The organism is Nisaea acidiphila (assembly GCF_024662015.1).
Classification (GTDB): Bacteria; Pseudomonadota; Alphaproteobacteria; order Thalassobaculales; family Thalassobaculaceae; genus Nisaea; species Nisaea acidiphila.
In genome coordinates this window covers 2,369,371-2,392,622 of sequence record NZ_CP102480.1, presented here as the reverse complement: position 1 = coordinate 2,392,622, position 23,252 = coordinate 2,369,371, and the positions used below count along the sequence as shown (strand labels likewise).

Annotated in this window: 22 protein-coding genes; 13 read left to right on the top strand and 9 right to left on the bottom strand. The window is 62.8% G+C overall.

All coding sequences use genetic code 11. The features are described from left to right. Nucleotides 1-298: 298 nt before the first annotated feature. The 4 genes from NUH88_RS11010 to holA all read left to right on the top strand — a co-directional run bounded on the left by NUH88_RS11010 (nt 299) and on the right by holA (nt 5,057). Complete coding sequence (locus NUH88_RS11010) at nt 299-829, top strand: DUF3576 domain-containing protein (RefSeq protein WP_257766458.1); 531 nt, start codon at nt 299-301, stop codon at nt 827-829. Nucleotides 830-925: 96 nt separating this feature from the next. After that, a complete protein-coding gene (gene leuS / locus NUH88_RS11005; protein WP_257766457.1) occupies nt 926-3,487 on the top strand; it encodes a leucine--tRNA ligase in 2,562 nt (853 codons plus the stop codon). Between the two features lie 121 nt (nt 3,488-3,608). Next, the gene (gene lptE / locus NUH88_RS11000) at nt 3,609-4,001 is read left to right on the top strand and encodes an LPS assembly lipoprotein LptE (protein ID WP_257766456.1); all 393 of its coding nucleotides are present in this window, start codon (nt 3,609-3,611) and stop codon (nt 3,999-4,001) included. Between the two features lie 12 nt (nt 4,002-4,013). Continuing rightward, the gene (gene holA, locus NUH88_RS10995; RefSeq protein WP_257766455.1) at nt 4,014-5,057 is read left to right on the top strand and encodes a DNA polymerase III subunit delta; all 1,044 of its coding nucleotides are present in this window, start codon (nt 4,014-4,016) and stop codon (nt 5,055-5,057) included. Between the two features lie 27 nt (nt 5,058-5,084). On the opposite strand, the gene NUH88_RS10990 is transcribed toward holA, so the two are convergent. From NUH88_RS10990 to mnmE, 5 genes are all read right to left on the bottom strand, one after another. After that, nucleotides 5,085-6,143: a ParB/RepB/Spo0J family partition protein gene (locus NUH88_RS10990; protein WP_257772190.1), complete on the bottom strand. Its 1,059-nt coding sequence runs from the start codon at nt 6,141-6,143 to the stop codon at nt 5,085-5,087. Nucleotides 6,144-6,145: 2 nt separating this feature from the next. Beyond that, nucleotides 6,146-6,973, bottom strand: coding sequence for a ParA family protein (locus NUH88_RS10985; protein ID WP_257766454.1), 828 nt, complete (start codon nt 6,971-6,973; stop codon nt 6,146-6,148). Then, a complete protein-coding gene (rsmG, locus tag NUH88_RS10980; protein ID WP_257766453.1) occupies nt 6,951-7,571 on the bottom strand; it encodes a 16S rRNA (guanine(527)-N(7))-methyltransferase RsmG in 621 nt (206 codons plus the stop codon). The genes NUH88_RS10985 and rsmG overlap by 23 nt, the downstream gene beginning before the upstream one ends. Next, nucleotides 7,568-9,427 carry a tRNA uridine-5-carboxymethylaminomethyl(34) synthesis enzyme MnmG gene (mnmG, locus tag NUH88_RS10975; RefSeq protein ID WP_257766452.1) on the bottom strand — a complete coding sequence of 620 codons (1,860 nt, stop codon included), beginning with the start codon at nt 9,425-9,427 and terminating at the stop codon, nt 7,568-7,570. Before mnmG ends, rsmG begins: the two co-directional genes overlap by 4 nt. 118 nt (nt 9,428-9,545) lie before the next feature. After that, nucleotides 9,546-10,883 carry a tRNA uridine-5-carboxymethylaminomethyl(34) synthesis GTPase MnmE gene (gene mnmE / locus NUH88_RS10970; RefSeq protein WP_257766451.1) on the bottom strand — a complete coding sequence of 446 codons (1,338 nt, stop codon included), beginning with the start codon at nt 10,881-10,883 and terminating at the stop codon, nt 9,546-9,548. A 101-nt stretch (nt 10,884-10,984) separates the two neighbouring features. On the opposite strand from mnmE, the gene NUH88_RS10965 reads away from it, so the two are divergent. The 4 genes from NUH88_RS10965 to NUH88_RS10950 all read left to right on the top strand — a co-directional run bounded on the left by NUH88_RS10965 (nt 10,985) and on the right by NUH88_RS10950 (nt 15,286). Next, complete coding sequence (locus tag NUH88_RS10965) at nt 10,985-13,012, top strand: thioredoxin domain-containing protein (protein WP_257766450.1); 2,028 nt, start codon at nt 10,985-10,987, stop codon at nt 13,010-13,012. Then, on the top strand, nt 13,009-13,497 hold the full coding sequence (locus NUH88_RS10960) for a methylated-DNA--[protein]-cysteine S-methyltransferase (RefSeq protein ID WP_257766449.1): 489 nt from the start codon (nt 13,009-13,011) through the stop codon (nt 13,495-13,497). Before NUH88_RS10965 ends, NUH88_RS10960 begins: the two co-directional genes overlap by 4 nt. 89 nt (nt 13,498-13,586) lie before the next feature. Next, a complete protein-coding gene (locus NUH88_RS10955) occupies nt 13,587-14,285 on the top strand; it encodes a dienelactone hydrolase family protein (protein WP_257766448.1) in 699 nt (232 codons plus the stop codon). Between the two features lie 26 nt (nt 14,286-14,311). Then, complete coding sequence (locus NUH88_RS10950) at nt 14,312-15,286, top strand: quinone oxidoreductase family protein (protein WP_257766447.1); 975 nt, start codon at nt 14,312-14,314, stop codon at nt 15,284-15,286. A 51-nt stretch (nt 15,287-15,337) separates the two neighbouring features. Here NUH88_RS10950 and NUH88_RS10945 read toward each other — a convergent pair whose 3' ends face one another. Next, a complete protein-coding gene (locus NUH88_RS10945) occupies nt 15,338-16,231 on the bottom strand; it encodes a LysR family transcriptional regulator (protein WP_257766446.1) in 894 nt (297 codons plus the stop codon). Between the two features lie 98 nt (nt 16,232-16,329). Between NUH88_RS10945 and NUH88_RS10940 the strand changes: the two genes are divergently transcribed. Beyond that, nucleotides 16,330-17,067, top strand: coding sequence for an SDR family oxidoreductase (locus tag NUH88_RS10940; RefSeq protein WP_257766445.1), 738 nt, complete (start codon nt 16,330-16,332; stop codon nt 17,065-17,067). 68 nt (nt 17,068-17,135) lie between these two features. Here the strand turns inward: NUH88_RS10940 and rho are convergent, their stop codons facing one another. The 3 genes from rho to hemE all read right to left on the bottom strand — a co-directional run bounded on the left by rho (nt 17,136) and on the right by hemE (nt 20,094). Further along, the gene (gene rho, locus NUH88_RS10935; protein ID WP_257766444.1) at nt 17,136-18,398 is read right to left on the bottom strand and encodes a transcription termination factor Rho; all 1,263 of its coding nucleotides are present in this window, start codon (nt 18,396-18,398) and stop codon (nt 17,136-17,138) included. 208 nt (nt 18,399-18,606) lie between these two features. Then, the gene (gene hemJ, locus NUH88_RS10930) at nt 18,607-19,038 is read right to left on the bottom strand and encodes a protoporphyrinogen oxidase HemJ (RefSeq protein ID WP_257766443.1); all 432 of its coding nucleotides are present in this window, start codon (nt 19,036-19,038) and stop codon (nt 18,607-18,609) included. Between the two features lie 27 nt (nt 19,039-19,065). Continuing rightward, the gene (gene hemE, locus NUH88_RS10925) at nt 19,066-20,094 is read right to left on the bottom strand and encodes a uroporphyrinogen decarboxylase (RefSeq protein WP_257772130.1); all 1,029 of its coding nucleotides are present in this window, start codon (nt 20,092-20,094) and stop codon (nt 19,066-19,068) included. A 406-nt stretch (nt 20,095-20,500) separates the two neighbouring features. Here hemE and NUH88_RS10920 point away from each other — a divergent pair, with 406 nt between their 5' ends. Genes NUH88_RS10920 through dnaQ form a run of 4 tightly spaced genes read left to right on the top strand, consistent with a single transcriptional unit; the run spans nt 20,501 to nt 23,249 of the window. After that, nucleotides 20,501-21,325, top strand: coding sequence for a pyruvate, water dikinase regulatory protein (locus tag NUH88_RS10920; RefSeq protein WP_257772128.1), 825 nt, complete (start codon nt 20,501-20,503; stop codon nt 21,323-21,325). Further along, nucleotides 21,325-21,963: a Maf family protein gene (locus NUH88_RS10915; RefSeq protein ID WP_257772126.1), complete on the top strand. Its 639-nt coding sequence runs from the start codon at nt 21,325-21,327 to the stop codon at nt 21,961-21,963. Before NUH88_RS10920 ends, NUH88_RS10915 begins: the two co-directional genes overlap by 1 nt. A gap of 4 nt (nt 21,964-21,967) precedes the next feature. After that, a complete protein-coding gene (gene coaE, locus NUH88_RS10910; protein WP_257772124.1) occupies nt 21,968-22,564 on the top strand; it encodes a dephospho-CoA kinase in 597 nt (198 codons plus the stop codon). Next, nucleotides 22,557-23,249 carry a DNA polymerase III subunit epsilon gene (gene dnaQ, locus NUH88_RS10905; RefSeq protein WP_257772122.1) on the top strand — a complete coding sequence of 231 codons (693 nt, stop codon included), beginning with the start codon at nt 22,557-22,559 and terminating at the stop codon, nt 23,247-23,249. The genes coaE and dnaQ overlap by 8 nt, the downstream gene beginning before the upstream one ends. Nucleotides 23,250-23,252 lie beyond the last annotated feature (3 nt).

Below are 23,252 nucleotides of genomic sequence, written 5' to 3'. Positions count from 1 at the left end.
GTCAGATGAATGCAGATAATCTGCTTAACCCCCTAACCTGACGTCACAGCATCACTATTCTGTCGCCCAATGACCGTCAAGAAAGACACGCCGGGCATTTATGCAAATCTGTCTCAATGTGGCGAAAATGCCACAAACCCGTGCCAGACAACGGATTTATCCGGTTTCTTGCGGTCAGGGGCGGATGCACCATATGGCAAGTTGTTCACAGGCAGCAGAAACGGTAAAAGGCGTCTCGACCGTATGATAAAGGCGAGTACAAATCTTGGCTGATTTGAGGGTTCCGGCATTTTCCGTGATGGGCAGACGGCTACGGCTCGTAGCTCTGCTCGGTGTGTTTGCGCTCGCCGCTTGCGAGGGCGCGGATATCGAATATGAGTATCCGCAGTCCGGTCCGGGCGGCAGACCGACTTACGAGAAAGACGAGAAGATCTTCGGCGATGACGGGTTCGTCCTGTTCGGCGAGGACAATGACGATCAGCAGCAGGCCGCGCTCGGCTCGGGTATCGCGGTCAACAGCTTTCTCTGGCGCGCCTCGCTCGACACGATCTCCTTTATGCCGCTTGCCTCCGCGGACCCGTTCGGCGGGGTAATCATCACAGACTGGTACTCCCCGCCGGATACCCCGAGCGAGCGCTTCAAGATCAACATCTTCATTCTCGATCGCGCACTCCGGTCCGACGGTGTGCGCGCAAAGGTGTTCAAGCAGCGTCTTGGCGCCGAGGGGCAATGGCAGGATATGGGAACGCAGGAGAAGCTCCACCGGGACCTCGAAGACGCTATTCTTACACGCGCACGCCAGCTCCGGATCGGCAGCACCGGAAACTGAGTGCCGCCGTGTGACAACTGAGATTGCCCGGTTCCGGCGGGGAACCGGGCTACAAGAACGAGCAGGCGCACCGGCGCCAATGATCAAGGCCGAGAGATGTCCCGTTACAATTTCCGCGAAACCGAGGCGAAGTGGCAGCGCATCTGGGATGAAGAGCACTGCTTCGAAGTAAGCGAAGACCCGGACAAGCCGAAATATTACGTGCTTGAGATGTTCCCCTATCCGTCGGGGCGCATCCATATGGGTCACGTGCGCAACTACACCCTCGGCGACCTCGTGGCGCGCTACAAGAAAGCGAAAGGCTTCAACGTTCTGCATCCGATGGGCTGGGACGCATTCGGACTGCCGGCGGAGAATGCCGCGTTCGAACGCGGCGTGCATCCGGCCAAATGGACGCATGAGAACATCGCCTCCATGCGCGACCAGCTCAAGAGCATGGGGCTGTCCTATGACTGGCGGCGTGAGGTCGCGACTTGCGATCCTTCTTATTATAAGCACGAGCAGAAGATGTTCCTCGACTTCTACAAGGCGGGCCTCGCCTACAAGAAGGAGAGCTGGGTCAACTGGGATCCCGTCGAGAACACGGTGCTCGCCAACGAGCAGGTGATCGACGGCATGGGCTGGCGCTCCGGCGCGCCGGTCGAAAAGCGGCTGTTGTCGCAATGGTTCCTGAAGATCACCGAATATGCCGACGATCTTCTGAATGCGCTCGAAGGGCTCGATCGCTGGCCTGACCGGGTCACGCTGATGCAGCACAACTGGATCGGCAAATCGGACGGCGCGCGCGTTTTCTTCGACATCAAAGATGACAGCGAGAAGCTCGAGGTCTTCACCACCCGTCCGGACACGCTCTTCGGCGCCTCGTTCTGCGCCATCGCCGCGAACCATCCACTGGCCGCCAAGGTTGCCGAGAACAATCCGGCACTGGCCGAGTTCATCGCCGAGTGCAACCGGATGGGAACCAGTGAGACCGAGATCGAGACGGCCGAGAAGAAGGGTTTCGATACCGGATTGAAAGCCGTGCACCCGTTCGACGACACCTGGGAGCTGCCGGTCTATGTGGCGAATTTCGTGCTGATGGATTACGGCACCGGCGCCATCTTCGGCTGCCCGGCGCACGATCAGCGCGATCTCGATTTCGCCCGCAAATACGATCTCACGGTCACCCCGGTGGTTCTGCCGCCGGATGCCGATCCGGAGAGCTTCGAGGTCGGGACGGAGGCCTATGTGGGGCCTGGCAAAATCTACAATTCGAACTTTCTGGACGGGCTTGCTGTCGACGAGGCGAAAAGTGCGGTCGCCGAGCGCCTGCAGAAGAACGGTCAGGGCGAGAAGACCACGACCTACCGGCTGCGCGACTGGGGCGTCTCGCGCCAGCGGTACTGGGGCTGCCCGGTACCGTTCATCCATTGCCCGGATTGCGGAGAAGTTCCGGTTCCGGAAGCCGACCTGCCGGTCGAGCTGCCGGAAGACGTCGATTTCGAGGGAGCCGGCAATCCTCTCGACAGACATCCGACCTGGAAGCATGTCTCCTGTCCGAAATGCGGCGGCAAGGCCGAGCGCGAGACCGATACCTTCGACACGTTCTTCGAATCCTCCTGGTATTTCGCGCGCTTCGCAGATGCCAAGGCGGAGAATGCTTTCTCCAAGGAAGCGGCGGAATACTGGCTCCCGGTCGATCAGTATATCGGCGGCATCGAGCATGCGGTCCTGCACCTGCTTTATTCGCGCTTCTTCACACGCGCACTGAGAAAGTGCGGATATCTCGAACTCGACGAACCGTTCGCGGGTCTGATGACCCAGGGCATGGTCTGCCACGAGACCTACAAGGACCAGAACGGCGCTTGGCTGTTCCCGACCGAGGTGCGCAAGGAAGGTTCCGGGTATGTGACCGTCGCCGACGGCGCTCCGGTCAAGACCGGCCGCATCGAGAAGATGAGCAAGTCGAAGCGCAACGTGGTCGACCCGGAAAATATCATCGGCGCCTACGGTGCCGATACTGCACGCCTCTTCATGCTGTCCGACTCCCCGCCCGAGCGGGATCTGGAATGGACGGAAGCCGGGGTTGAGGGCGCGTGGCGGTATCTCAGCCGTCTCTGGCGCCTGATCACCGAACCGGCGAAACCCTTCGCACCACATGGGACAGCTCGACCGGCCGAGCTGTCCGGCAAGGCGGAATCCGCCGAAAAGGCCGTGCACAAGGCAATCAAGGGCATCGGCGAGGCGGTCGAACGGTTCCGCTTCAACACCGCCGTCGCCCAGGTCCGCGAGCTCAGCAACACGCTCGCCGATCTCGACGGCGATGACGAGGGTTCCGCCTGGGCCCGCCGTTACGGTTACGAGACCCTTGTTCGCCTGATCGAGCCGATGGTTCCGCATATCGCTGAGGAGCTTTGGGTCGAACTCGGCGGCGAAGGCTTGCTGACGGACGTGGCCTGGCCCGCCTTTAACGAGGATTTGGTACGCGATGACACGCTTACCATCGCCGTACAGGTCAACGGGAAGTTGCGCGGAACCATAGAAGCTGCACGCGATGCGGATAAGTCCGGTGTGGAGGAGGCTGCCCTTGGCCTTGAGAATGTCCAGAAGATCCTGGATGGCAAGCCGCCGCGCCGGGTGATCGTGGTCCCGAACAAGATTGTGAATATCGTTGCCTAGAGTTCTTCCCTCCGCCGCCCTCCTGCTGCTCCTGGTTCTCGGGGCCTGCGGCTTTCAGCCGGTATACGGAAAGCGGGCCGGAGAGAACGGGCGGCAGAGTGCGGTGACGTCGGATCTGGCCGTGATCAAAATCTCTCCGATTCCGGACCGCGCCGGACAGCTGTTGCGGAACAGTCTGCGTGACAAGTTGACGCCGCGCGGAGTTCCGTCGCAACCGCGCTACCGGCTGGATATCGGGCTCAACGAGACCCGGACCAATCTGGTCATCCTGAAAGACGCGACCTCGACCTATTCCAAGCTCCGGATGGTCGCCACTTTTGCCCTGGTCGACCTGCAGACCGGAAAACCGGTGCAGCGCGGCCAGTCGGAATCAACCACGACCTTCAACCGGGTGGATTCCGATTTCGCCGACCTTGCCGCGGAGAAGGACGCCCGCCGGCGCGCCGCCGACGAGATCAGCGAGGACATCCGGCTCCGGCTCGGACTCTATTTCAACCGTCTCCGCGGCACCTGATCCGGAGGATCGATGAAGCTGAAATCCAATGAGATTGCCGGTTTCATCCGCCGCCCGCCCGAACATGTCCGGGCCGTCCTGATCTACGGACCGGATGGCGGCCAGGTGCGCGAGGTTTCGGACAGGATTGCGAAGACCGTCGTCGAGGATCTGTCGGACCCGTTTCAGGTTGCCGACCTTACTCCGGAAAACCTGAAGGAAGAACCGAGCAGGATTGCCGACGAGGCGGCGGCCATCTCGCTCACCGGCGGGCGGCGGCTGGTGCGGCTGCGGGGCGCTACGGACGTCGTCACCCCGGCAGCGGAACTGGCGCTTGGGGCCGAGACCGGGGACAGTCTCGTCATTCTGGAGGCCGGTGCGCTGGAAGCCCGCTCCAAACTGCGCAAGCTGTTCGAATCCGAAAGCCGGGCGGCCGCGATCCCCTGCTATCTCGACAGCGGGGCGGGACTGGACGCGGTAATTCGCGAAACGCTCTCCGCGTTCGAAGTCCGCGCTACGCCGGATGCGCTCGCCTATATGGTCGAGCATTTGGGGGGCGACCGGAGAATCACCCGTTCGGAACTGGAAAAGCTCGCGCTCTATGTTGGGCCTGGCGGCGAAGCCACCCTGCAAGACGCGCAACAGCTTGTCGGCGACAGTAGTGCGCTGGCCCTCGACCAGATCGCGCTTGCGGTCGCCAACGGGGATATCGCTGCGGCAGACCGTCTGTTGCAGCGCGGCTATGCTGACGGGCTCAATGCCATTGCCGTCCTTCGCGCGGTGCTGCGCCACTTCCAGCGCCTGCACAAGGCGGCATCCCATATGGCGGCCGGCGACAGTGCGGATCAGGCGGTTCAGAAACTCCGTCCGCCGCTTTTTTTCGCCGTGAAGCCCGCCTTTATGGCCCAGCTCCGGGCCTGGCCGATCCAGCGCTTGCGACTTGCCCTCTCCCGGCTTGCCGAAGCGGAAACCCAATGCAAGTCGACAGGCACTCCGGATCTATCCGTTGCCGGACAGACGCTGCTGGGACTTGCCTATAGCGCATCCCGTGGCCGAACACGCGCGCCGGCCCGCTGACAGGTTCCTCAAGAGGATTATGCGGGTTCAGGCCGGTTGGGTGGTGTCGCCGCTCGCGGGAATCTCGCTGAAATCGATCGAGCTGCCGTCAGCCTTAGCAATCTCGTCGGCCGTTTCCTGATCATAGTCCGGCACATCAGCGAGGAAACCGGTCATCGCCGAAGACCCCAGATCGGCCGCAACCGTTCGGGGCGCGGACATGATGGCGAGCAAAGCATCAAGTTGCTCCAGGCTCTCGTAGCGGATCATCAGCGCGCCGGACTGACCGTCGATTCCGGACGCGATCTCGACATGCATGCCCAGCTTCTGCGAGAGATCGTTCTCCAGGGCGCGGGTATCCGCATCCTTCTCCACGGAACCCTTGCGGCGCGGCTGCCTGGAGCCGCCCGAAGTCGTGGGCTGCTTCTCTTTCTGTACCAGCCGCTCGGTCTCGCGGACATTCAGCTTGCGCCGCACGACTTCCGCCGCGAGCGCCGCGGGATTCTCCGCCGTCAGCAAAGCCCGGGCGTGGCCCGCCGTGATCTCGCCCGCATCGAGATAACCGCGCACTTCCGTCGGTAGCGCCAGGAGCCGCATCGTGTTGGCGATGTGGCTTCGGCTCTTGCCGACGGCCTTTGCCACCTCCTGCTGGGAGTGCCCGTGCTCCTCGACCAGGCGGTGATAGCCTTCGGCCTCTTCCAGCGGGTTGAGGTCCTCGCGCTGGACGTTCTCGATGATCGCGATCTCGAGCGCCTCGCGGTCGTCGAACTCGCGGATATGGGCCGGGATCTCGTGCAGCTGGGCCCGCTGGGCAGCCCGCCAGCGGCGTTCGCCGGCGATGATCTCGAAGGTGCCTTCCCGGTCCGGGTCGCGGCGCAGCAGGATCGGCTGAATGACGCCCTTCTCGCGCACGCTGTCCGCAAGCGCATCGAGTTCCGCCTCGTCGAAGACGCGGCGCGGCTGGAACCGGCCCGGATGCACTTTCTCGATCGGAACGGCCCGGCTCTGCTGCAGCCGGTCAACGGAACCGCCCTCGGCCGCATCCTCTCCGAGTAGCGAAGCGAGCCCGCGGCCGAGACGGCGGTTTTTGGCGCTGCCGTTTTCCATACTCACGCGGCAATGCTCCTTTCGCGCTTCATGACCTCGCTGGCCAGGTGGATATAGGCCTGCGACCCGGTGCAGCGCATATCATAGACGATCACCGGCAGTCCGTGCGAAGGCGCCTCCGAGACCCGGACGTTGCGGGGAATCACGGTGCGATAGACTTTGTCGCCAAAATGCTCTCGGACATCCTCGGCGACAGCCAGCGACAGGTTGTTGCGGCGGTCGAACATCGTCAGTACGACACCCTGGATCTCGAGATCCGGATTGAAAGCCGTGCGGACCCGCTCCACCGTCCGCATCAGCTGGCTCAGACCCTCCAGCGCGTAGAACTCGCATTGCAGCGGTACGAGCACGGCATCAGCGGCGACCAGCGCATTGAGCGTCAGCAGGCCAAGCGAGGGCGGGCAGTCGATCAGAATATAGTCATAGGTGTTCGTGCCCGGCGCCATGTGTCGGACCAGAGCCTCGCGCAGACGGAACTCACGATCCTCGATGGTGACCAGTTCTATCTCGGCGCCGGAAAGGTCCTGCGAGGACGGCACGATGGAAAGACGCGGCACCTCGGTCTCCAGCGTCGCGTCGGCGATTGCCGAGGCGCCGATCAGCACCGAGTAGGAATCCTCGTCCCGGTTCTTCCGCGGCACGCCGAGCCCGGTGCTCGCATTGCCCTGGGGATCGAGATCGATCACCAGCACTTTTTTCTGGCAAGCGGCCAGCGCGGTCGCGAGGTTGATCGTGGTGGTGGTCTTGCCGACCCCGCCTTTCTGGTTCACAACGGCCAGAATCCGGGGCGCTACGGCGGCATCACCCCTAAGCATCATGGCTTCCGACATAAGATATGCCCTCCAAGCGCAAGAGACATCCCTCGGGGTCCGACCAGCTCGGGGTGAGGGTTTCCGCCATATTCCATCTTTCTCGCGCGGTAGTCAATTCCTTCTCGACCGCCCTACCCTTCAAGAAAAGGCAAATCGCGTCATCCTTCATATGCGGCCTGGAGTAGTCGAGTAATACATCGACGGTCGCGAGTGCCCTCGCGGTAACAATATCAACATCTAGTGGGCTGACCGATTCTACCCTACTAGCGTGAACGGTGATCTCCGTGCCGGTCGCACGCGCCGCTTCACGCAAGAAGACCGCCTTGCGCTGATCGGACTCGCAGAGATGGACGTCGCGGGCCCCGAGGATCGCCAGAACCAGTCCCGGGAAGCCCGCGCCGCTGCCGATATCGAGCAATCTTTGATGATGCGGCGGAAGCTCGGGAAAGATTTGCGCGGAATCGAGGAAATGACGCAGCCAGATATCCTTCAGCGTGTTCCGGGAGACGAGATTGATGGCGCGCTGATAGCGCTCCACCATGCCGGCATAGATTTTCAGCCGCTCCAGCGTTTCACGTGAAACGCCTGCACGTGCGGCAAATTCTTCTGGACTCACGCGGCTGACCTGCCGAGACGGCGCACATGGCGCAGCAGCAGGATGACGGCGGCGGGCGTGACCCCGTCTATACGGGCCGCCTGACCGATCGTGCGGGGCGCGACGCGGGTCAGCTTTTCCCGCACTTCGTTCGAGAGGCCCGGGATGCCGGCGTAATCGAGATCCGCCGGGATCTCCAGCGCCTCGTCGCGGCGGTAGGCGGCAACGTCGCTTTCCTGGCGCTCGATATAACCCGCGTACTGTGCGTCGATCCGCACCTGCTCCGCCACTGCGGGCTCAAGCCCGCCCAACTCCGGCCAGAGCTGGGTCAGGCTCTCCCAACTCACCGTGCGGTAGCCGAGAATGTCGAAGGCACTGCGCCAGACGCCGTCCTGGTTGACCTTGATACCGGCCCGCTGCAACGCGCTCGGCGTGCCGCCAAGCGTCCGGGCCAGCTCGCGTCCCTCTTCCACCGCGGACAGCTTCCTCTTAAAAGCCCCTGCCCGCGCGGTGCCCACGCAGCCGATCGAGACACCCTTCGCGGTCAGCCGCTGATCCGCATTGTCGGCCCGCAGCCGCAGCCGGTATTCGGCACGCGAGGTCAGCATGCGGTAGGGCTCGCTGACACCCTTGGTGACGAGATCGTCGATCAGCACGCCGATATAGGCGTCGGCCCGGTCAAGCACGAAACGCTCGTCCCGGCCGCCGGTGCGGAGCGCGGCGTTCACGCCGGCCATCAGGCCCTGCGCCGCCGCTTCTTCGTAGCCGGTCGTGCCGTTGATCTGGCCGGCGAAATAGAGGCCCGGCACGCGCTTGGTTTCCAGCGTATGCGAGAGCTCGCGCGGATCCACGTAATCGTACTCGATCGCGTAGCCCGGGCGGATGATGCGCGCGTTCTCAAGGCCCGGAATGGTCTTGAACATCTCGCGCTGCACGTCTTCCGGCAAAGAAGTGGAGATTCCGTTCGGATAGACTGTCGGATCGTCCAGCCCCTCGGGCTCGAGAAAGATCTGGTGCTGCGAGCGGTCTTCGAAACGGACCACCTTGTCCTCGATCGAGGGGCAATAGCGCGGGCCGACACCTTCGATCCGCCCACCATACATCGCCGAGCGGTGAAGGTTGTCGCGGATGAGCTGGTGCGTGCGCTCGTTGGTATAGGTGATGAAGCAACTGATCTGCGGCACCTCGATCCGGTCCGTCAGATAGGAAAAGGGCTCCGGCGGATCGTCCGCCTTCTGCTCCTGCAGCCCCGACCAGTCGATGGTCGTGCCGTCGAGCCGCGCAGGCGTGCCGGTCTTCAGCCGGCCGAGGCGGAACGCGAAGCGCGCCAGGGTCTCGGCCAGCGCGACGGAGGGCGCATCGCCCACCCTGCCTGCAGGACGGCGATCCTCGCCCAGATGGATCTCGCCGCGCAGGAAAGTCCCGGTCGTCAGCACCACGGCCTCGGCCGGAATCTCGTGCCCGCCCTCGACGACGATCCCCGCGATGGCGCCGCTTTCGTCCAGCAGCAAATCCTCGACGGAAGCGGCCTCGACAGTGAGGTTCTCCTGCTCCGCCAGGAGCTCCTGAATGGCCTTGCGGTAGAGCGCCCGGTCCGCCTGGGCACGCGGACCGCGCACGGCCGGGCCCTTGCTCCGGTTCAGCATCCGGAACTGGATACCGGCACGGTCGATGGCGCGGCCCATGATACCGTCCAGCGCATCGACCTCGCGCACGAGATGACCCTTCCCCAGACCGCCGATGGCCGGGTTGCAGGACATTTCCCCTATGGTCTCGATCTTGTGGGTGGCAAGAAGCGTGCGTGCACCCATCCGGGCCGCCGCTGCCGCCGCCTCGCAGCCCGCATGGCCGCCACCCACGACAATCACGTCATACATTGATCCCGTCTCCGGATCGCATGTCATTCGATGCCGCACAAAATGCGGTTCCGCCTCCGAAAAGGCAACGGCTCATTCGCGATAGCGGCCCTGCATGTTTCACGTGAAACAGGATCGGCTATTTGCCGATGCAGAACTCCGCAAACACAAGATCCAGTATCTCTTCAATATCGACCGCGCCGGTCACCCGTCCGAGCGACCGCGCGGCGAGGCGCAGATCCTCGGCGACGAGACCGTATTCCACATCCTCCTCGCCTTCTTCGAATTCCGCCAGGGCCGCCGCGCGCCGCAGATGATCCAGACAATCCGTCAGCCCTTCGCGGTGACGCGCGCGAGTCAAAGCCGGCGCTTCGCCGACATCCATCAGGCGGGACGCAGCCTCGCCTATCCGGGAGAGCAGCCGATCGGTCCCCTCCCCGGTCTTTACGGATATTCCGATCCGTGGCCCCGCCTCCAAATGATCTGCGCGATCGATCTTGGTGGCCACCAGGATTCGCTCCGGACCGTCCCCGGGGTCCAAAGGCCCCTCCTCGCCCGCCTCACGAAGATCGAGCACCAGATCCGCACTCTCCGCCCAGGCCAGCGCCCGGCGTATCCCCTCCGTTTCGACCGAATCCATACTTTCCCGGAGCCCGGCGGTATCCGCTACCAACACGGGGAATCCCTTTATATCGAGATGAACCTCAATGACGTCGCGAGTCGTACCCGCTACATCGGACACTATCGCCGCATCCCTTTTGGAGAGCCAGTTCAGCAGGGATGACTTACCCGCATTCGGGGGACCGACAATGGCCATACGGAGTCCGTCCCGGAGGCGCTCCCCGCGCCCGCCATCGTCCAGATGGGTCGAAATCCCACTTTCCAGCGTATCCATCCGGCGCCGGATCTCCTCCCAGACCTCGGGCGGCAGATCCTCGTCCGGGAAATCCACCAGCGCTTCGATATAGGCAAGGATCCTGACGATCTGCGCCCGCCAGTCCCGATAAAGAGCACCCAGCGCGCCGCGGCTCTGCCTCCGCGCCTGCAAGCGCTGCGCGCCCGTTTCCGCGTCCACCAGGTCCGCGATGCCCTCTGCGGCCGTCAGATCCATTTTCCCATTGAGAACCGCGCGGCGGGAAAATTCCCCGGGTTCCGCGATCCGATATCCCGGCATCCGTGCGAGGGCCCGGAGCATCGCGCTTTCCACCGCACGGCCGCCATGGAGCTGGTATTCGACCACATCCTCGCCGGTGAAGCTCGCCGGTGCGGCGAAGGCGAGGACGAGCCCGTCATCGACGACCTCCTCCCCGTCCCGCACGCTTGCCCGCACCGCATATCGCGGCTCGATCCCGACGAGGCCCGTCAGACGCTGCAGACCTTCGAAGGCCGCGGGACCGGAGACCCGGAAAACGGCAACGCCGGCGCGCCCCGTCGCCGAAGCGAGCGCGTAGATCGTATCGGTTGGCGATGCATTCATCAGCCGGCGGACTCCCTTGCCGTTCGCGGCGCTGGACCTCGGACGCCCAAGCCCTCACCTTGGGAGTAAGGACCCATCTTTCATTCCGGACCGGACCCGCGATGCGCAACGAGCTCGACAAGGAAACCAGCCCCTATCTGCTGCAGCACAAGGACAATCCTGTGCATTGGCAGACCTGGTCAGAGGACACCATCGCCGCCGCCCGCGCCGCCGACAAGCCGATCCTGCTCTCGGTCGGCTATGCGGCCTGCCACTGGTGCCACGTGATGGCCCACGAGAGCTTCGAGGATCCGGACACGGCGGCGGTGATGAACGAGCTCTTCGTCAACGTCAAGGTCGATCGCGAGGAGCGCCCGGATCTCGACATGATCTTTCAAACCGCGCTGGCCATTACCGGGCAGCAGGGCGGCTGGCCCCTGACCATGTTTCTGACGCCGGAAGGCGCACCTTTCTGGGGCGGTACCTATTTCCCGCCGGAACAACGCTACGGCCGGCCGTCCTTTCGCGAGGTGATGCACCAGGTCGAGGGCGTCTATCGCGAGGCGCCGGGCCGCGTCGCCGGGAACGTCACCGCCATCTCGCAGCGTCTAGACGCGGTCTTCGCGGCCAATCCGGGCGACGGGATTCCGCTGGAGGCCGCGCCGGAGGTCGCCCGGCATTTCCTCTCCGACCACGACCCGGTCCTTGGCGGGATCGGGGACGCGCCCAAATTTCCCCAGCCGACGATCCTCAAGTTCCTCTGGCGTACCGGCCAGCGCACCGGCGACGGCCAGATGCTGCAGGCGGTCCGCACGACCATGACCGCGATGTGCGAGGGCGGGATCTACGATCATCTCGGCGGCGGTTTCGCACGCTATTCGACCGATGCCGAATGGCTGGTGCCGCATTTCGAGAAGATGCTCTACGACAATGCCCAGCTCTTGGCGCTGATGACCGAGATGCAGCGCCAGGAGCCGAACCCGCTCTATGAGCAGCGGATCCGCGAGACCGTGGACTGGCTTTTCCGGGAAATGCTTTCGGAGGGCGGCGGCTTTGCGTCCTCGCTCGACGCCGACAGCGAGGGCAAGGAAGGCAAATTCTATGTCTGGAGCGTCGAGGAGATCGAACGGGCGCTGACGGAAGGCGGCCACGATGCGGCGCTTTTCGCGTCCCATTACGACGTGACGGAAGGCGGCAACTGGGAAGGTTCCGTGATCCTGAACCGAAGCCATCGCAAGGGGCCTTTCGACGCGGAGACCGAGGAAAGGCTCTCAGCCGCAAGGGCGCACCTCCTCAAGATCCGGGAGGATCGGATCCGGCCCGGCTGGGACGACAAGGTGCTGGCGGACTGGAACGGCCTGACGATCGCGGCGCTTGCCGACGCCGCAATCCTCCTGGCGGAGCCTCAATGGCTCGACCGGTCCGAGACCGCCTTCGCGTTCATCGTCGCGCAGATGGAAAAGGACGGAAGGCTCCTGCATTCCTGGCGCGCGGGACAGGCTAAACACACCGCGACCCTCGACGATTACGCCAATATGAGCCTCGCCGCCCTCGCCTTGGAAGCCGCGACCGGAAAACGCCCCTATCTCGACAAGGCCATCGAATGGGCCGCGCTTCTGGAGGACCATTTCCTCGACCTCAAGGACGGCGCCTACTTCTTCACCGCGGACCACCAGACCGATCTGATGATCCGCACCAAGACCGCGATCGACAATGTAACGCCGGCCGGAAACAGCACCATGGTCGAAGTCCTCGCACGGCTCTGGCTAAAGACCGGGGACGCGGCCTATGCCGAGCGGGCGGAGGCAATAACGAAAGCTTTCGCCGGATCCTTCGGGCAACAGCCGCTCGGGTTCCCCGGATTGCTCAACGGCCTCGAATGGCTCCGGCACGGCCGGCAGATCGTTGTCGCGGGCGATCCGGCGGATGAGGTGTGTCAGGCCCTTCTCGATACCGCCCGGACCGCGGGACGGGCCCTTGGGGTGCTCGACATCGTGACGGGAGACGAAAGCCTGCCCGAGGGTCATCCGGCACGCGGCAAGGGCATGATTGACGGCAAGCCGGCCGCCTATCTCTGTGCCGGGCAGACCTGCTCTCCAGCCGAATCGGATCCGGAACAATTCCGCCGGGTCCTGGAGGCCCGGCCATGAGCGTTGCCCGCCACCACAACTTCGCCAGCCCGATCGGCAGGATCCATCTGACGGAGGAAAACGGATTCATCACCCGCCTTACATGGGTTTCACGTGAAACATCCGGCGACTATTCCGATTCAGAAACAAGCCCCGTCCTGCTTGAGGCCGAGCGACAGATCCATGCCTATTTCGACAAGAACCTGAAGAATTTCGAGCTTCCCCTCGCCTATGACCGCGGCTCCGCCTTTGAGCAATCCGTCTGGGACGCGATGAAGGAGATCCCGTTCGGCAAGGTGCTGACCTACGGCGATATCGCGGAGCGGATCGGCGGCGTCGCCCGCGCCGTCGGCGGCGCCTGCGGCGCCAACCCGATCCCGCTGATCATCCCCTGCCACCGGGTGGTCGGCAGCGACGGAAAGCTGACGGGCTTCTCCGGCGACGGCGGCATCGCAACGAAGCAGAGACTGCTCGACCACGAGTCCGATCAACTCTCCCTCTTTTGAAGAACACTCGTTCCACCGGAACCGTGGACAGGCCGCGATGCCCGCGCCTAGTCTCGGGCCAACCGGTGCATCACAAGGGAGGGAGACCCGTGTCCTATGTAACCGTGACCGCCGCCGACGGCGGCAGCTTCCAGGCCTATCACGCCGCGCCTCCGGGCGGCGGCAAGGCTCCGGGGATTGTCCTCATCCAGGAGATCTTCGGGGTGAACAAGGTGATGCGTGACCAGGCGGACGCCTATGCGGCGCTCGGCTATCACGTGCTCTGCCCCGACATCTTCTGGCGCATCGAGCCCGGCATCGACATCACCGACCAGAGCCAGGCCGAATGGGACAAGGCCTTCGAGCTCTTCAACGCCTTCGATGTCGACAAAGGCGTCGAGGACCTGAAGGCGACGCTGGCGCAGCTCAAATCCATGGAGGGCTGCAGCGGCAAGGCCGGGTCCGTCGGCTACTGCCTCGGCGGCAAGCTCGCCTATCTCATGGCCACCCGTTCGGACGCGGACTGCAACGTCTCCTATTACGGTGTCGGACTGGATGAGCTTCTCAGCGAATCATCAAATATTTCAATGCCTTATATTTCCCACATCGCCTCGGAAGACGGTTTCGTGCCGAAAGAGGCGCAGGAGAAGATCAAGGCGGGTCTCTCCGGCAATCCGCTGGTCACTCTGCATGTCTATGAGGGTCAGGATCATGCCTTCGCGCGCCAAGGAGGCGCGCATTACGACGACCCATCTGCAAAGCTCGCCAATGGCCGCACGGCGGGCTTTTTCAAAGCCAATCTCGGATAACAACGGCTCACAAGGGAAACACCAAGATGGTCAAGGCAATACAGTTCAAGAGCGCAGGCGGACCTGAAGTTCTCGAAATGACCGATGTCGACCTCGCGGCGCCGGGCGCGGGCGAGATCCAGGTCAAGCACACCGCAATCGGGCTCAACTTCATCGACACCTATCACCGCAGCGGCCTCTATCCCCTGCCTTTGCCTTCCGGCATCGGCATGGAGGGCGCCGGCGCGGTCGCGGCCGTCGGCAGCGGCGTCACGGACCTGAAGGAAGGCGACAGGGTGGCATACGCCTCCCCGCCGCCGGGCTCCTATGCGGAGGCCCGCAACATCGCCGCCGACCGGGTCGTGAAGATCCCGGACGGGGTCGAAGACCGCACCGCGGCCGCCATGATGCTGAAAGGCATGACGGCGCAGTATCTGATCCGGCAGATCTACAAGGTCTCAAAGGGCGACACGATCCTGATCCACGCGGCCGCGGGCGGCGTCGGGCAGATCGTCTGCCAGTGGGCCAGCAGCCTCGGAGCGACCGTGATCGGCACCGTGGGCAGCAAGGAAAAGGCGGAGATCGCCAAGGCCAACGGCTGCCATCACCCGGTGCTCTACAACGACGAGGATTTCGTCGAGCGGGTAAAGGAGATCACCGACGGCAAGATGCTGCCCGTGGTCTATGACTCGATCGGCGCCACCACCTTTGAGAAATCCCTCGACTGCTTGCGTCCGCGCGGCCTGATGGTCAGCTTCGGACAGGCCGCCGGCCCGATCCCGCCGGTCAATCTCGGCATCTTCGCGCAGAAAGGCTCGCTCTTCTTCACCCGGCCGACCCTGTTCAACTACATCTCGACGGCCGAGGACCTCCGGGCAACCGCAAGCGACCTGTTCGACGCCGTCAAATCCGGCGCGGTGAAGATCCATATCGACCAGACCTTCCCGCTGGCCGAGGCCCGCGCGGCCCACGAGGCGCTGGAAGCCCGTAAGACAACAGGTTCTACCATTCTGCTTCCGTAACATTGCACTTCCAGGCAACAGGGCGTCCGCTGAAGACATTCGGCGGGCGCCTCAGAGATCTGCGTCCCTAAATACCTCCGCCGCCCAGTCCAGAAACACTCTCACGCGCGGCGAGAGCTGGCGGTTCTGCGGATAGAGCGCGACCAGCGGCAGCGGTTCCGGCCGGAAACCGGCCATGACCTCGACCAGGCGTCCCTGCGCCAGATCTTCCCTGAACCGGTAGCGCGGCGCCTGGATCAGCCCGTAACCGAGCCGTGCCAGATGATGAACCGTCTCGGCATCGTTGGCGGTGACCCTGCTCGGCAGATCGAACTCCATTACCCGGCCTCCGGCACACAGTTCCAGCGGCAGCACACTGCCGGTCCGCGACGAGACGAAACCGACCGTCTCGTGACCGGCGAGGTCACCGGGACCGCCCGGCGTGCCGAAGCGCTCCAGATAGGCAGGAGCGGCGCAGGTGATCTCCGGGATATCCACCAGCCGCCGCATGATCAATCCGCTCTCCTCAGGCGCGCCCGCCCGGATCACGCAATCGACGCCTTCGCGCACCAGGTCGACCAGCCGGTCACCCTGCCTAATCTGCAGTCTCAGAAGCGGGTATCTCTCGAGAAACTCGGGAAGCCTCGGCAGCAAAAAGGCCCGTGTCAGTGCCCCATGGGCATCCACCCGCAGCAATCCGGCCGGCGCGCTGCCCCGGAGCACGCCTTCGGCCTCATCGACATCCGCGAGGATCTTCAGACAGCGCTGATAATAGGCGTCGCCGTCCGGCGTGGGAGCCACCTGCCGGGTGGTCCGGTCGAGCAGCCTGGTGCCAAGCACGTCTTCGAGCCGGCGGATGGCCTCCGTCGCGGTCGATCTCGGGATCGCGCGGTCGGCCGCCGCCGCCGTAAAGCTGCGGCGCTCGACGACCCGGACAAAGAGACGCATGGCATCGAGGCGATCCATAATCTGTTCGTCTTATCCGAATTATCTTTCCGAATATACCCTGATTATACAGCTCGTTTGCCCGCGTATCTCTTGTCCGAACCTGACTGGAGCAAGAGATGACTCTGAAAGAAAAGACAGCGATCGTGACCGGCGGCAGCAAAGGGATCGGCGCCGCGATCGCCCGGCGTCTGGCCCACGAGGGCTGCGCCATCCTGGTGAACTACGCCGGCAATGCCGGTGCCGCAGAAGCACTCGCCGGGGAAATCCGCGCTGGCGGCGGCAGGGCCGCTGCGGCACGCGCCGATGTCGGCAAACCCGATGGCATGGACCGCCTGTTCGACGCCGCCGAAACCGCCTTCGGCGCGGTCGATATTCTGGTCAACAATGCCGGCATCATGCGTCTCTCGGTGCTCAAGGATGCTTCGGATGAGGATTTCGAGCAGCAATGCGCCGTCAATCTCGGCGGCACGTTCCGGGGCATGCGCGCCGGCGCCAGCAGGTTACGGGACGGCGGGCGCATCATCAGCCTCTCCTCCAGCGTGGTCGGCCTCTATCAGTCTGGCTACGGAATCTATGCGGCGACCAAGGCCGCTGTCGAAGCCCTGACCCATGTTCTCGCGAAGGAACTCGGGCCCCGCGGCATCACCGTCAACGCAATCGCTCCCGGACCGGTGGCGACCGAATTTTTTCTGGACGGTAAGTCCGATGAGCTTGTCGCAGCCATCACCCGCTCAATCCCGCTCGGACGCCTCGCGGATCCCGAGGACATAGCCACCGCCGTCGCTTTTCTTGCCGGTCCCGATAGCGGGTGGATCAATGGCCAGACGATCCGCGCCAATGGCGGCATGGTCTGACGGCCTTGTTCAAACAGAAAGGGCGGAGCCGCTGGCTCCGCCCTTTCCTTTGATCCCAAAGACCGGGATCAGGAATTCATCGCGTCGAAGAAATCGTTGTTGTTCTTCGAGACCTTCAGCTTGTCGAGCAGGAACTCCATCGCGTCGACGGTGCCCATTTGCGTCAGGATGCGGCGCAGGACCCACATCTTGTTGAGGGTCGCACGATCCACCAGGAGCTCTTCCTTGCGGGTACCCGACCGGGTGATGTCGATGGCCGGGAAGGTCCGCTTGTCGGCGAGCTTGCGGTCGAGAATGATCTCGGAGTTACCGGTGCCCTTGAACTCTTCGAAGATGACTTCGTCCATGCGGGATCCGGTATCGATCAGCGCGGTCGCGATGATGGTCAGCGAGCCGCCCTCCTCGATGTTCCGGGCCGCGCCGAAGAAGCGCTTCGGGCGCTGCAGCGCGTTCGCGTCGACACCGCCGGTCAGCACCTTGCCCGAGGACGGAACAACGGTGTTGTAGGCGCGCGCGAGACGCGTGATCGAGTCCAGCAGGATGATCACGTCGCGCTTGTGCTCCACGAGGCGCTTGGCCTTCTCGATCACCATCTCGGCGACCTGGACGTGACGCGCGGCCGGCTCGTCGAAGGTGGAGCTGATAACCTCCCCCTTCACGGACCGGTCCATATCCGTCACTTCCTCCGGGCGCTCGTCGATCAGGAGCACGAGAAGGTAGGCGTCCGGATGGTTCTCGGCGATCGCATGGGCGATGTTCTGCAGCATGACCGTCTTACCGGTCCGCGGCGGCGCCACGATCAGACCGCGCTGACCCATGCCAAGCGGCGAGATCAGGTCGATCACCCGCGTGGTCACGTCCTGCTGCTTGTTCTCCGCCTTCTCAAGTTCGAGATTCAGACGCTGCTCGGGATAGAGCGGTGTCAGATTGTCGAAATTGATCCGGTGGCGAACCGCATCCGGGTCCTCGAAATTGATCTTGTTGACCTTGAGCAGCGCGAAGTACCGCTCGCCATCCTTCGGTGCCCGGATCTGTCCCTCGACCGTATCACCGGTGCGCAGACCGAAGCGGCGCACCTGGCTGGGAGAGACATAAATGTCGTCCGGACCCGGCAGGTAATTCGATTCAGGGGATCGTAGGAAACCGAACCCGTCCGGCAGAGTTTCGAGAACTCCTGTGCCATAGATGGGAAGATCGTTGTCGGCCAACTGCTTGAGAATAGCAAACATCATGTCCTGCTTGCGCAGAACACTTGCGTTCTCGATCTCCAATTCTTCCGCATAAGCAAGAAGATCTTGGGGTGACTTTGATTTCAATTCTTGAAGATGCATCGTCCTGTCGATGACAAGGTAAAACGATTGTCCTGGAAGGTCGGCCGCGTAGACAGGCCGCACGTGTGTCGCTTGTTTAGCTGACTGTTTAATTTCGTTCTGTGCGGGAAAGACCTGATGCCATGCCCCACGGCGATCAGCGCAATCGTGAGATACAGCAGTTTCCCGCCAAGTGTCAAACAACAATATTTGATAAAAATGGAAAAGATCAGGAAAACGGCTTCACGATCACCATGATTACGATAACGATCAATAAGATCGTCGGAACTTCGTTCGCGATCCGATAGAAACGGGCGGGACGTTTATTCGCATCCGCGGCGAAATCGCGGCGCCAACGCGCCATAAATCCGTGAAAGCCGGTCATGACGACAAGGCAAGTCAGTTTCACATGAAACCAGCCTTCCGTCAGGAATTCAGGGATCAGCACAAGCATCCATATTCCGAACACAAAGGTCGAGATCATCGCCGGATTGATGATCGCTCTCAAAAGCCGCCGTTCCATTACCTTGAGGGTTTCGGAGAGATCGGAGCCGGGAGCCGCGTCGGCGTGATAGACATAAAGGCGGGGCAAATAGAACATGCCCGCCATCCAGGCGACCATGCTGATGACGTGGAGCGCCTTCACCCATTCGTAGCTCATCACGTGCTCCTGTTCCGCGGGCGGCGGCTATTTGCCGCGCACATGCCGCAATAGCTGTTCCACATGCTCGATCGGCGTCGTCGGCAGGATGCCGTGACCAAGATTGAAGATAAAGGGTCCCGCGGCCGCGACATCGAGGATGCTCTTCACTTCCTGTTCGAGACCCGCGCCACCGGCAAGCAGCGCAATCGGATCGAGATTGCCCTGAATCGGCATCTTGCTCTGAATGTTCTCGACCGCCCAGCGGATCGGCATGGCGGTATCGACCGCAACCGCATCGACTCCGGTTTCTGCGATGTAATCCAGATAGTTGGCGCCGGCCGCACGCGGAAAGCCTATCACCGGAAGATCCGGATAAGCGGATTTGACCGCGGAAACGATCCGTTTGGTCGGCTCCAGCACGGCCATGCGGAAGAGCCGGGGTGAAAGCACTCCGGCCCAGGAGTCAAAAAGCTTCAGAACCTCGGCCCCCGCCTTCGCCTGGCCGAGCAGATAGGTAATCGTGCCTTCGACAACGATATCGATCAGAGCCTGAAAGCCTTCGGGGTCACTGTAGGCCCACTGCTTCGTCGCCGCGTAGTCCTTGCTGCTTCCCCCTTCGACCATATAGGTGATGACCGTCCAGGGACTTCCGGAGAAGCCGATCAGGGTGGTCTCTGCCGGAAGCGCCTCGCGCACCCTGGAAACTGTCTCATAGACATTGCCCACGCGCTTCGTAAGGCCCGCGAGGTCCAGACGGGAGAGCGCCTGCCTGTCCTTGACCGGATCGAGCACCGGCCCCCGGCCCTCGACGAACTTCAGGGGTTGGCCGAGACCGTAGGGCACGATCAGGATGTCCGAGAAGAGGATGGCACCGTCCATGCCGAAGCGCCGGATCGGCTGCAAGGTAACCTCTGCCGCCATTTCCGGATTGAGACAGAGATCGACGAAGGATCCCGCCTGCTTTCTGACTTCCCGATATTCCGGCAGATAGCGTCCGGCCTGCCGCATGAGCCAGATCGGGGGAATGTCTGACACTTGGCCTGCCAGTGCTTTGAGGATCGGTTTCTCGGTCATGGATCGCCTGTCTGTTCACATCGACGCGGGCACTCCCTAACAAAGAATCTTATTAGAAATAAGTAGGAAGTGATTGTTGTGGTGCTGTGAGTCCTGTGGATTAGCATCTGAACACAGGTGATCCACAGAACGGATACGGCAAGAGTCTACAGTGCGGTATCGGGGACAAGCAGCGGTAAAAATGTCGCAAGAGCCCGGAGCACGTGCATTCTTGAATGCGTGGATTGTGGGGATATCTCGATCCGCCGGGCCGTTACTCACGATCTTGGGAAAACGGGATAACGTTGTCCCCCGAAGGATAATCCGGCCGGAAGCGAATGGGTTCCGTGGCGTAATTTTTCTTTCGGATGGGAATCCGCATTCTGTAAACAGGTGCTACGCATTTATCCCCAGCAGGGTGTGAACGGTGACCGATACGGACATCCATCTTCATCTGGTCTCGGACGCGACGGGCGAGACGAACCATCAGGTGGCCCGCGCCTGCCTGGTGCAGTTCGAGGGTGTGCGCGCCCGCGAGCATGTCTGGTCGCTGGTCCGCACGTCCGGGCATATCGAGAAAGTCCTGGCTGCGGTGACCGTCTATCCGGGACCGGTACTCTTCACCCTGGTCAATCCGGAACTGCGCGAGCAGCTGGAGGTCGGCTGCCAGCAGAGGCGGGTGCCCTGCATCTCGGTACTCGACACCGTGGTCAACGCACTTGGCAATTTTCTCGGCCAGGAAAGCCATGGCCGGCCTGGACGTCAGCACGAATTGGATGCCGCTTATTTCAATCGTATCCGGGCGATGGACTACACGCTGGCCCATGACGACGGGCAGATGATCCACGACCTTGAGGATGCGGATATCGTGATCGTCGGCGTGTCGCGTACTTCCAAGACCCCGACCTCCCTCTATCTCGCAAACCGCGGCTACGCGACCGCAAACATTCCCGTTGTGCCGGGCGTTCCCTTGCCGAAGGAGCTCTATTCCTTGAAGCGTCCCTTTGTGGTGGCTCTGACCAACGATCCCAATCGGCTGACCCAGGTCCGCCGCAACCGGATGTTGATGCTTCAGCACAGCAACGAGACCGATTATGTGGATCCGGAGAAGGTGCGCGAGGAAGTGGTCGAGGCACGCAAGACCTTCACCAAAGCGGGCTGGCCGGTGATCGACGTCACCCGCCGCTCGATCGAGGAGACGGCAGCGGCGGTGCTACAGAAATACGCGAAGTTCCACGGGCTGGAGTCCTGATGTCCGCCGAAATCGATCCGACACGCCTTGCCGGTGCGGGCGAGAAACCGGTTGTCCTGGCTTCCGGCAGCCGGACCCGCGCCGAGATGCTGCGCGCCGCCGGCCTTCCCGTGGAGATCCGGAAACCGTCGGTCGACGAGTCCGAATTCAAGCGCAGCCTCCGGGCCGAAGGGGCGAGCGCGGCGGAAGTCGCGACCTTTCTCGCCGAGATGAAGGCCAATACCATTTCGCGCGCCCGGCCGGAGGCGCTGGTGATCGGCGCCGATCAGATGCTCGATCTGGAGGGGAGCTGGTTCGACAAGCCGGAAACCCGCGACGGTGCGGCGGACCATCTGCGCAAGCTATCCGGAAAGCGGCACACGCTGATCAGTTCCGTCGTGGTTTCGGCCGGAGGAACGCGGATCTGGCACCATGTCGCGACGGCGAGCCTGCTGGTCCGCCCGCTTTCAGAAGACTTTATCTCGGCTTATCTCGATGCGATCGGTGATCGGGCGCTGGACTCCGTCGGTGCCTACCAGCTCGAATCCGTCGGCGCCCAGCTTTTTACCTCGGTCGAGGGAGACTTCTTTACCGTGCTCGGCCTGCCACTTCTCCCTTTGCTCGATTTCATGCGTACGCACGGCGCGCTCAGGGTCTGAGGCGATGCTGGTTTTCGGGCTGACCGGTTCGATCGGCATGGGCAAGAGTACGGCGGCAAACCTGTTCCGCCGCCTTGGCCTGCCGGTGCACGACGCGGACGCCGCGGTGCACAAGCTCTTCCGAAACGGCGGGGCGGCGGTGGCGCCGATCTCCCGAAGATTTCCGGAGGCCGTCCGGGCCGGCGCGGTGGACCGCGAGACTCTTGGGAAGCTGGTCTTCGGCGACGCGGCGGCGCTGAAAGACCTCGAAGCCATCGTACATCCGCTGGTGAGGCGGGACCGTGACCGGTTCCTGGCGTTGCAAAGGCGGAACCGCCGCAAAGCGGCCGTGCTCGACGTCCCTTTGCTGTTCGAGACCGGCGGCGAGACTGTCTGCGATTACGTCTTCGTTGTTTCCGCTCCGGCTTTTCTGCAGCGTCAGCGGGTTCTGGCCCGTCCCGGCATGACAGAGTCGCGGCTCTCTTCTATTCTTCAGAAACAGATGCCGGACCGGGAAAAGCGTCTGCGCGCAGATATCGTGCTGCCGACCGGTCTCGGGCGGGCGTTCACGACGCGGGCGATCAAGAAGATACTGAACCGACTGGGAGTGCGACATGCGTGAACTGGTGCTCGATACGGAAACCACCGGGATCGATCCGAAGCAAGGCCATCGGGTGATCGAGATCGGGGCCATCGAGCTGGTGAACCATGTGCCGACCGGCCAGAAGTATCACGTCTATATCAACCCGGAACGCGAGGTGGAGCAGGGCGCCTTCGAGGTGCATGGCCTCTCGACGGAGTTTCTCGCCGACTTTCCGAACTTTGCCGGCATCGTCGACCAGTTTCTGGAATTCGTCGGCGACGCCACCTTCGTAATCCATAACGCGAAGTTCGATATGGGCTTTCTGAATGCCGAGCTCACACGTCTTGGCCATCCCGCAATGCCCATGGAGCGTGCGATCGACACGCTTGCAATGGCGCGCCGGAAGTTTCCCGGCGCGCAGGCGAGCCTGGATGCGCTCTGTCGCCGTTTCGAAATCAACAATACGCACCGCGACCTGCACGGCGCGCTGATCGATGCCGATTTGCTGGCCTCGGTTTATCTGGAATTGATCGGCGGGAGGCAGCCCGGTCTTGAGCTGGCGCGCGAGGAAAGCTCTGCGGAGAGCGCTGCGCCGGAGATCCGCGCGTCCGTGGCACGTCCACCGCGGCCCCACGCACCGAGCGCGGATGAACTCTCGGCCCATGCCGCGCTGCTCGAAAAACTAAAGGACCCGATCTGGAACCGCTCCGACTCCGCCGGGTGATTG

Coding starts and splice junctions, on each gene's coding strand:
- dnaQ (WP_257772122.1), top strand. CDS start 22,557: ATGCGTGAACTGGTGCTCGATACGGAAACCACCGGGATCGATCCGAAG.
- hemJ (WP_257766443.1), bottom strand. CDS start 19,038: ATGAGCTACGAATGGGTGAAGGCGCTCCACGTCATCAGCATGGTCGCC.
- NUH88_RS11010 (WP_257766458.1), top strand. CDS start 299: ATGGGCAGACGGCTACGGCTCGTAGCTCTGCTCGGTGTGTTTGCGCTC.
- NUH88_RS10985 (WP_257766454.1), bottom strand. CDS start 6,973: ATGTCGGAAGCCATGATGCTTAGGGGTGATGCCGCCGTAGCGCCCCGG.
- NUH88_RS10945 (WP_257766446.1), bottom strand. CDS start 16,231: ATGGATCGCCTCGATGCCATGCGTCTCTTTGTCCGGGTCGTCGAGCGC.
- holA (WP_257766455.1), top strand. CDS start 4,014: ATGAAGCTGAAATCCAATGAGATTGCCGGTTTCATCCGCCGCCCGCCC.
- NUH88_RS10915 (WP_257772126.1), top strand. CDS start 21,325: ATGTCCGCCGAAATCGATCCGACACGCCTTGCCGGTGCGGGCGAGAAA.
- NUH88_RS10960 (WP_257766449.1), top strand. CDS start 13,009: ATGAGCGTTGCCCGCCACCACAACTTCGCCAGCCCGATCGGCAGGATC.
- NUH88_RS10940 (WP_257766445.1), top strand. CDS start 16,330: ATGACTCTGAAAGAAAAGACAGCGATCGTGACCGGCGGCAGCAAAGGG.
- NUH88_RS10990 (WP_257772190.1), bottom strand. CDS start 6,143: ATGGAAAACGGCAGCGCCAAAAACCGCCGTCTCGGCCGCGGGCTCGCT.
- mnmG (WP_257766452.1), bottom strand. CDS start 9,427: ATGTATGACGTGATTGTCGTGGGTGGCGGCCATGCGGGCTGCGAGGCG.
- rho (WP_257766444.1), bottom strand. CDS start 18,398: ATGCATCTTCAAGAATTGAAATCAAAGTCACCCCAAGATCTTCTTGCT.
- hemE (WP_257772130.1), bottom strand. CDS start 20,094: ATGACCGAGAAACCGATCCTCAAAGCACTGGCAGGCCAAGTGTCAGAC.
- NUH88_RS10950 (WP_257766447.1), top strand. CDS start 14,312: ATGGTCAAGGCAATACAGTTCAAGAGCGCAGGCGGACCTGAAGTTCTC.
- leuS (WP_257766457.1), top strand. CDS start 926: ATGTCCCGTTACAATTTCCGCGAAACCGAGGCGAAGTGGCAGCGCATC.
- coaE (WP_257772124.1), top strand. CDS start 21,968: ATGCTGGTTTTCGGGCTGACCGGTTCGATCGGCATGGGCAAGAGTACG.
- NUH88_RS10965 (WP_257766450.1), top strand. CDS start 10,985: ATGCGCAACGAGCTCGACAAGGAAACCAGCCCCTATCTGCTGCAGCAC.
- mnmE (WP_257766451.1), bottom strand. CDS start 10,883: ATGAATGCATCGCCAACCGATACGATCTACGCGCTCGCTTCGGCGACG.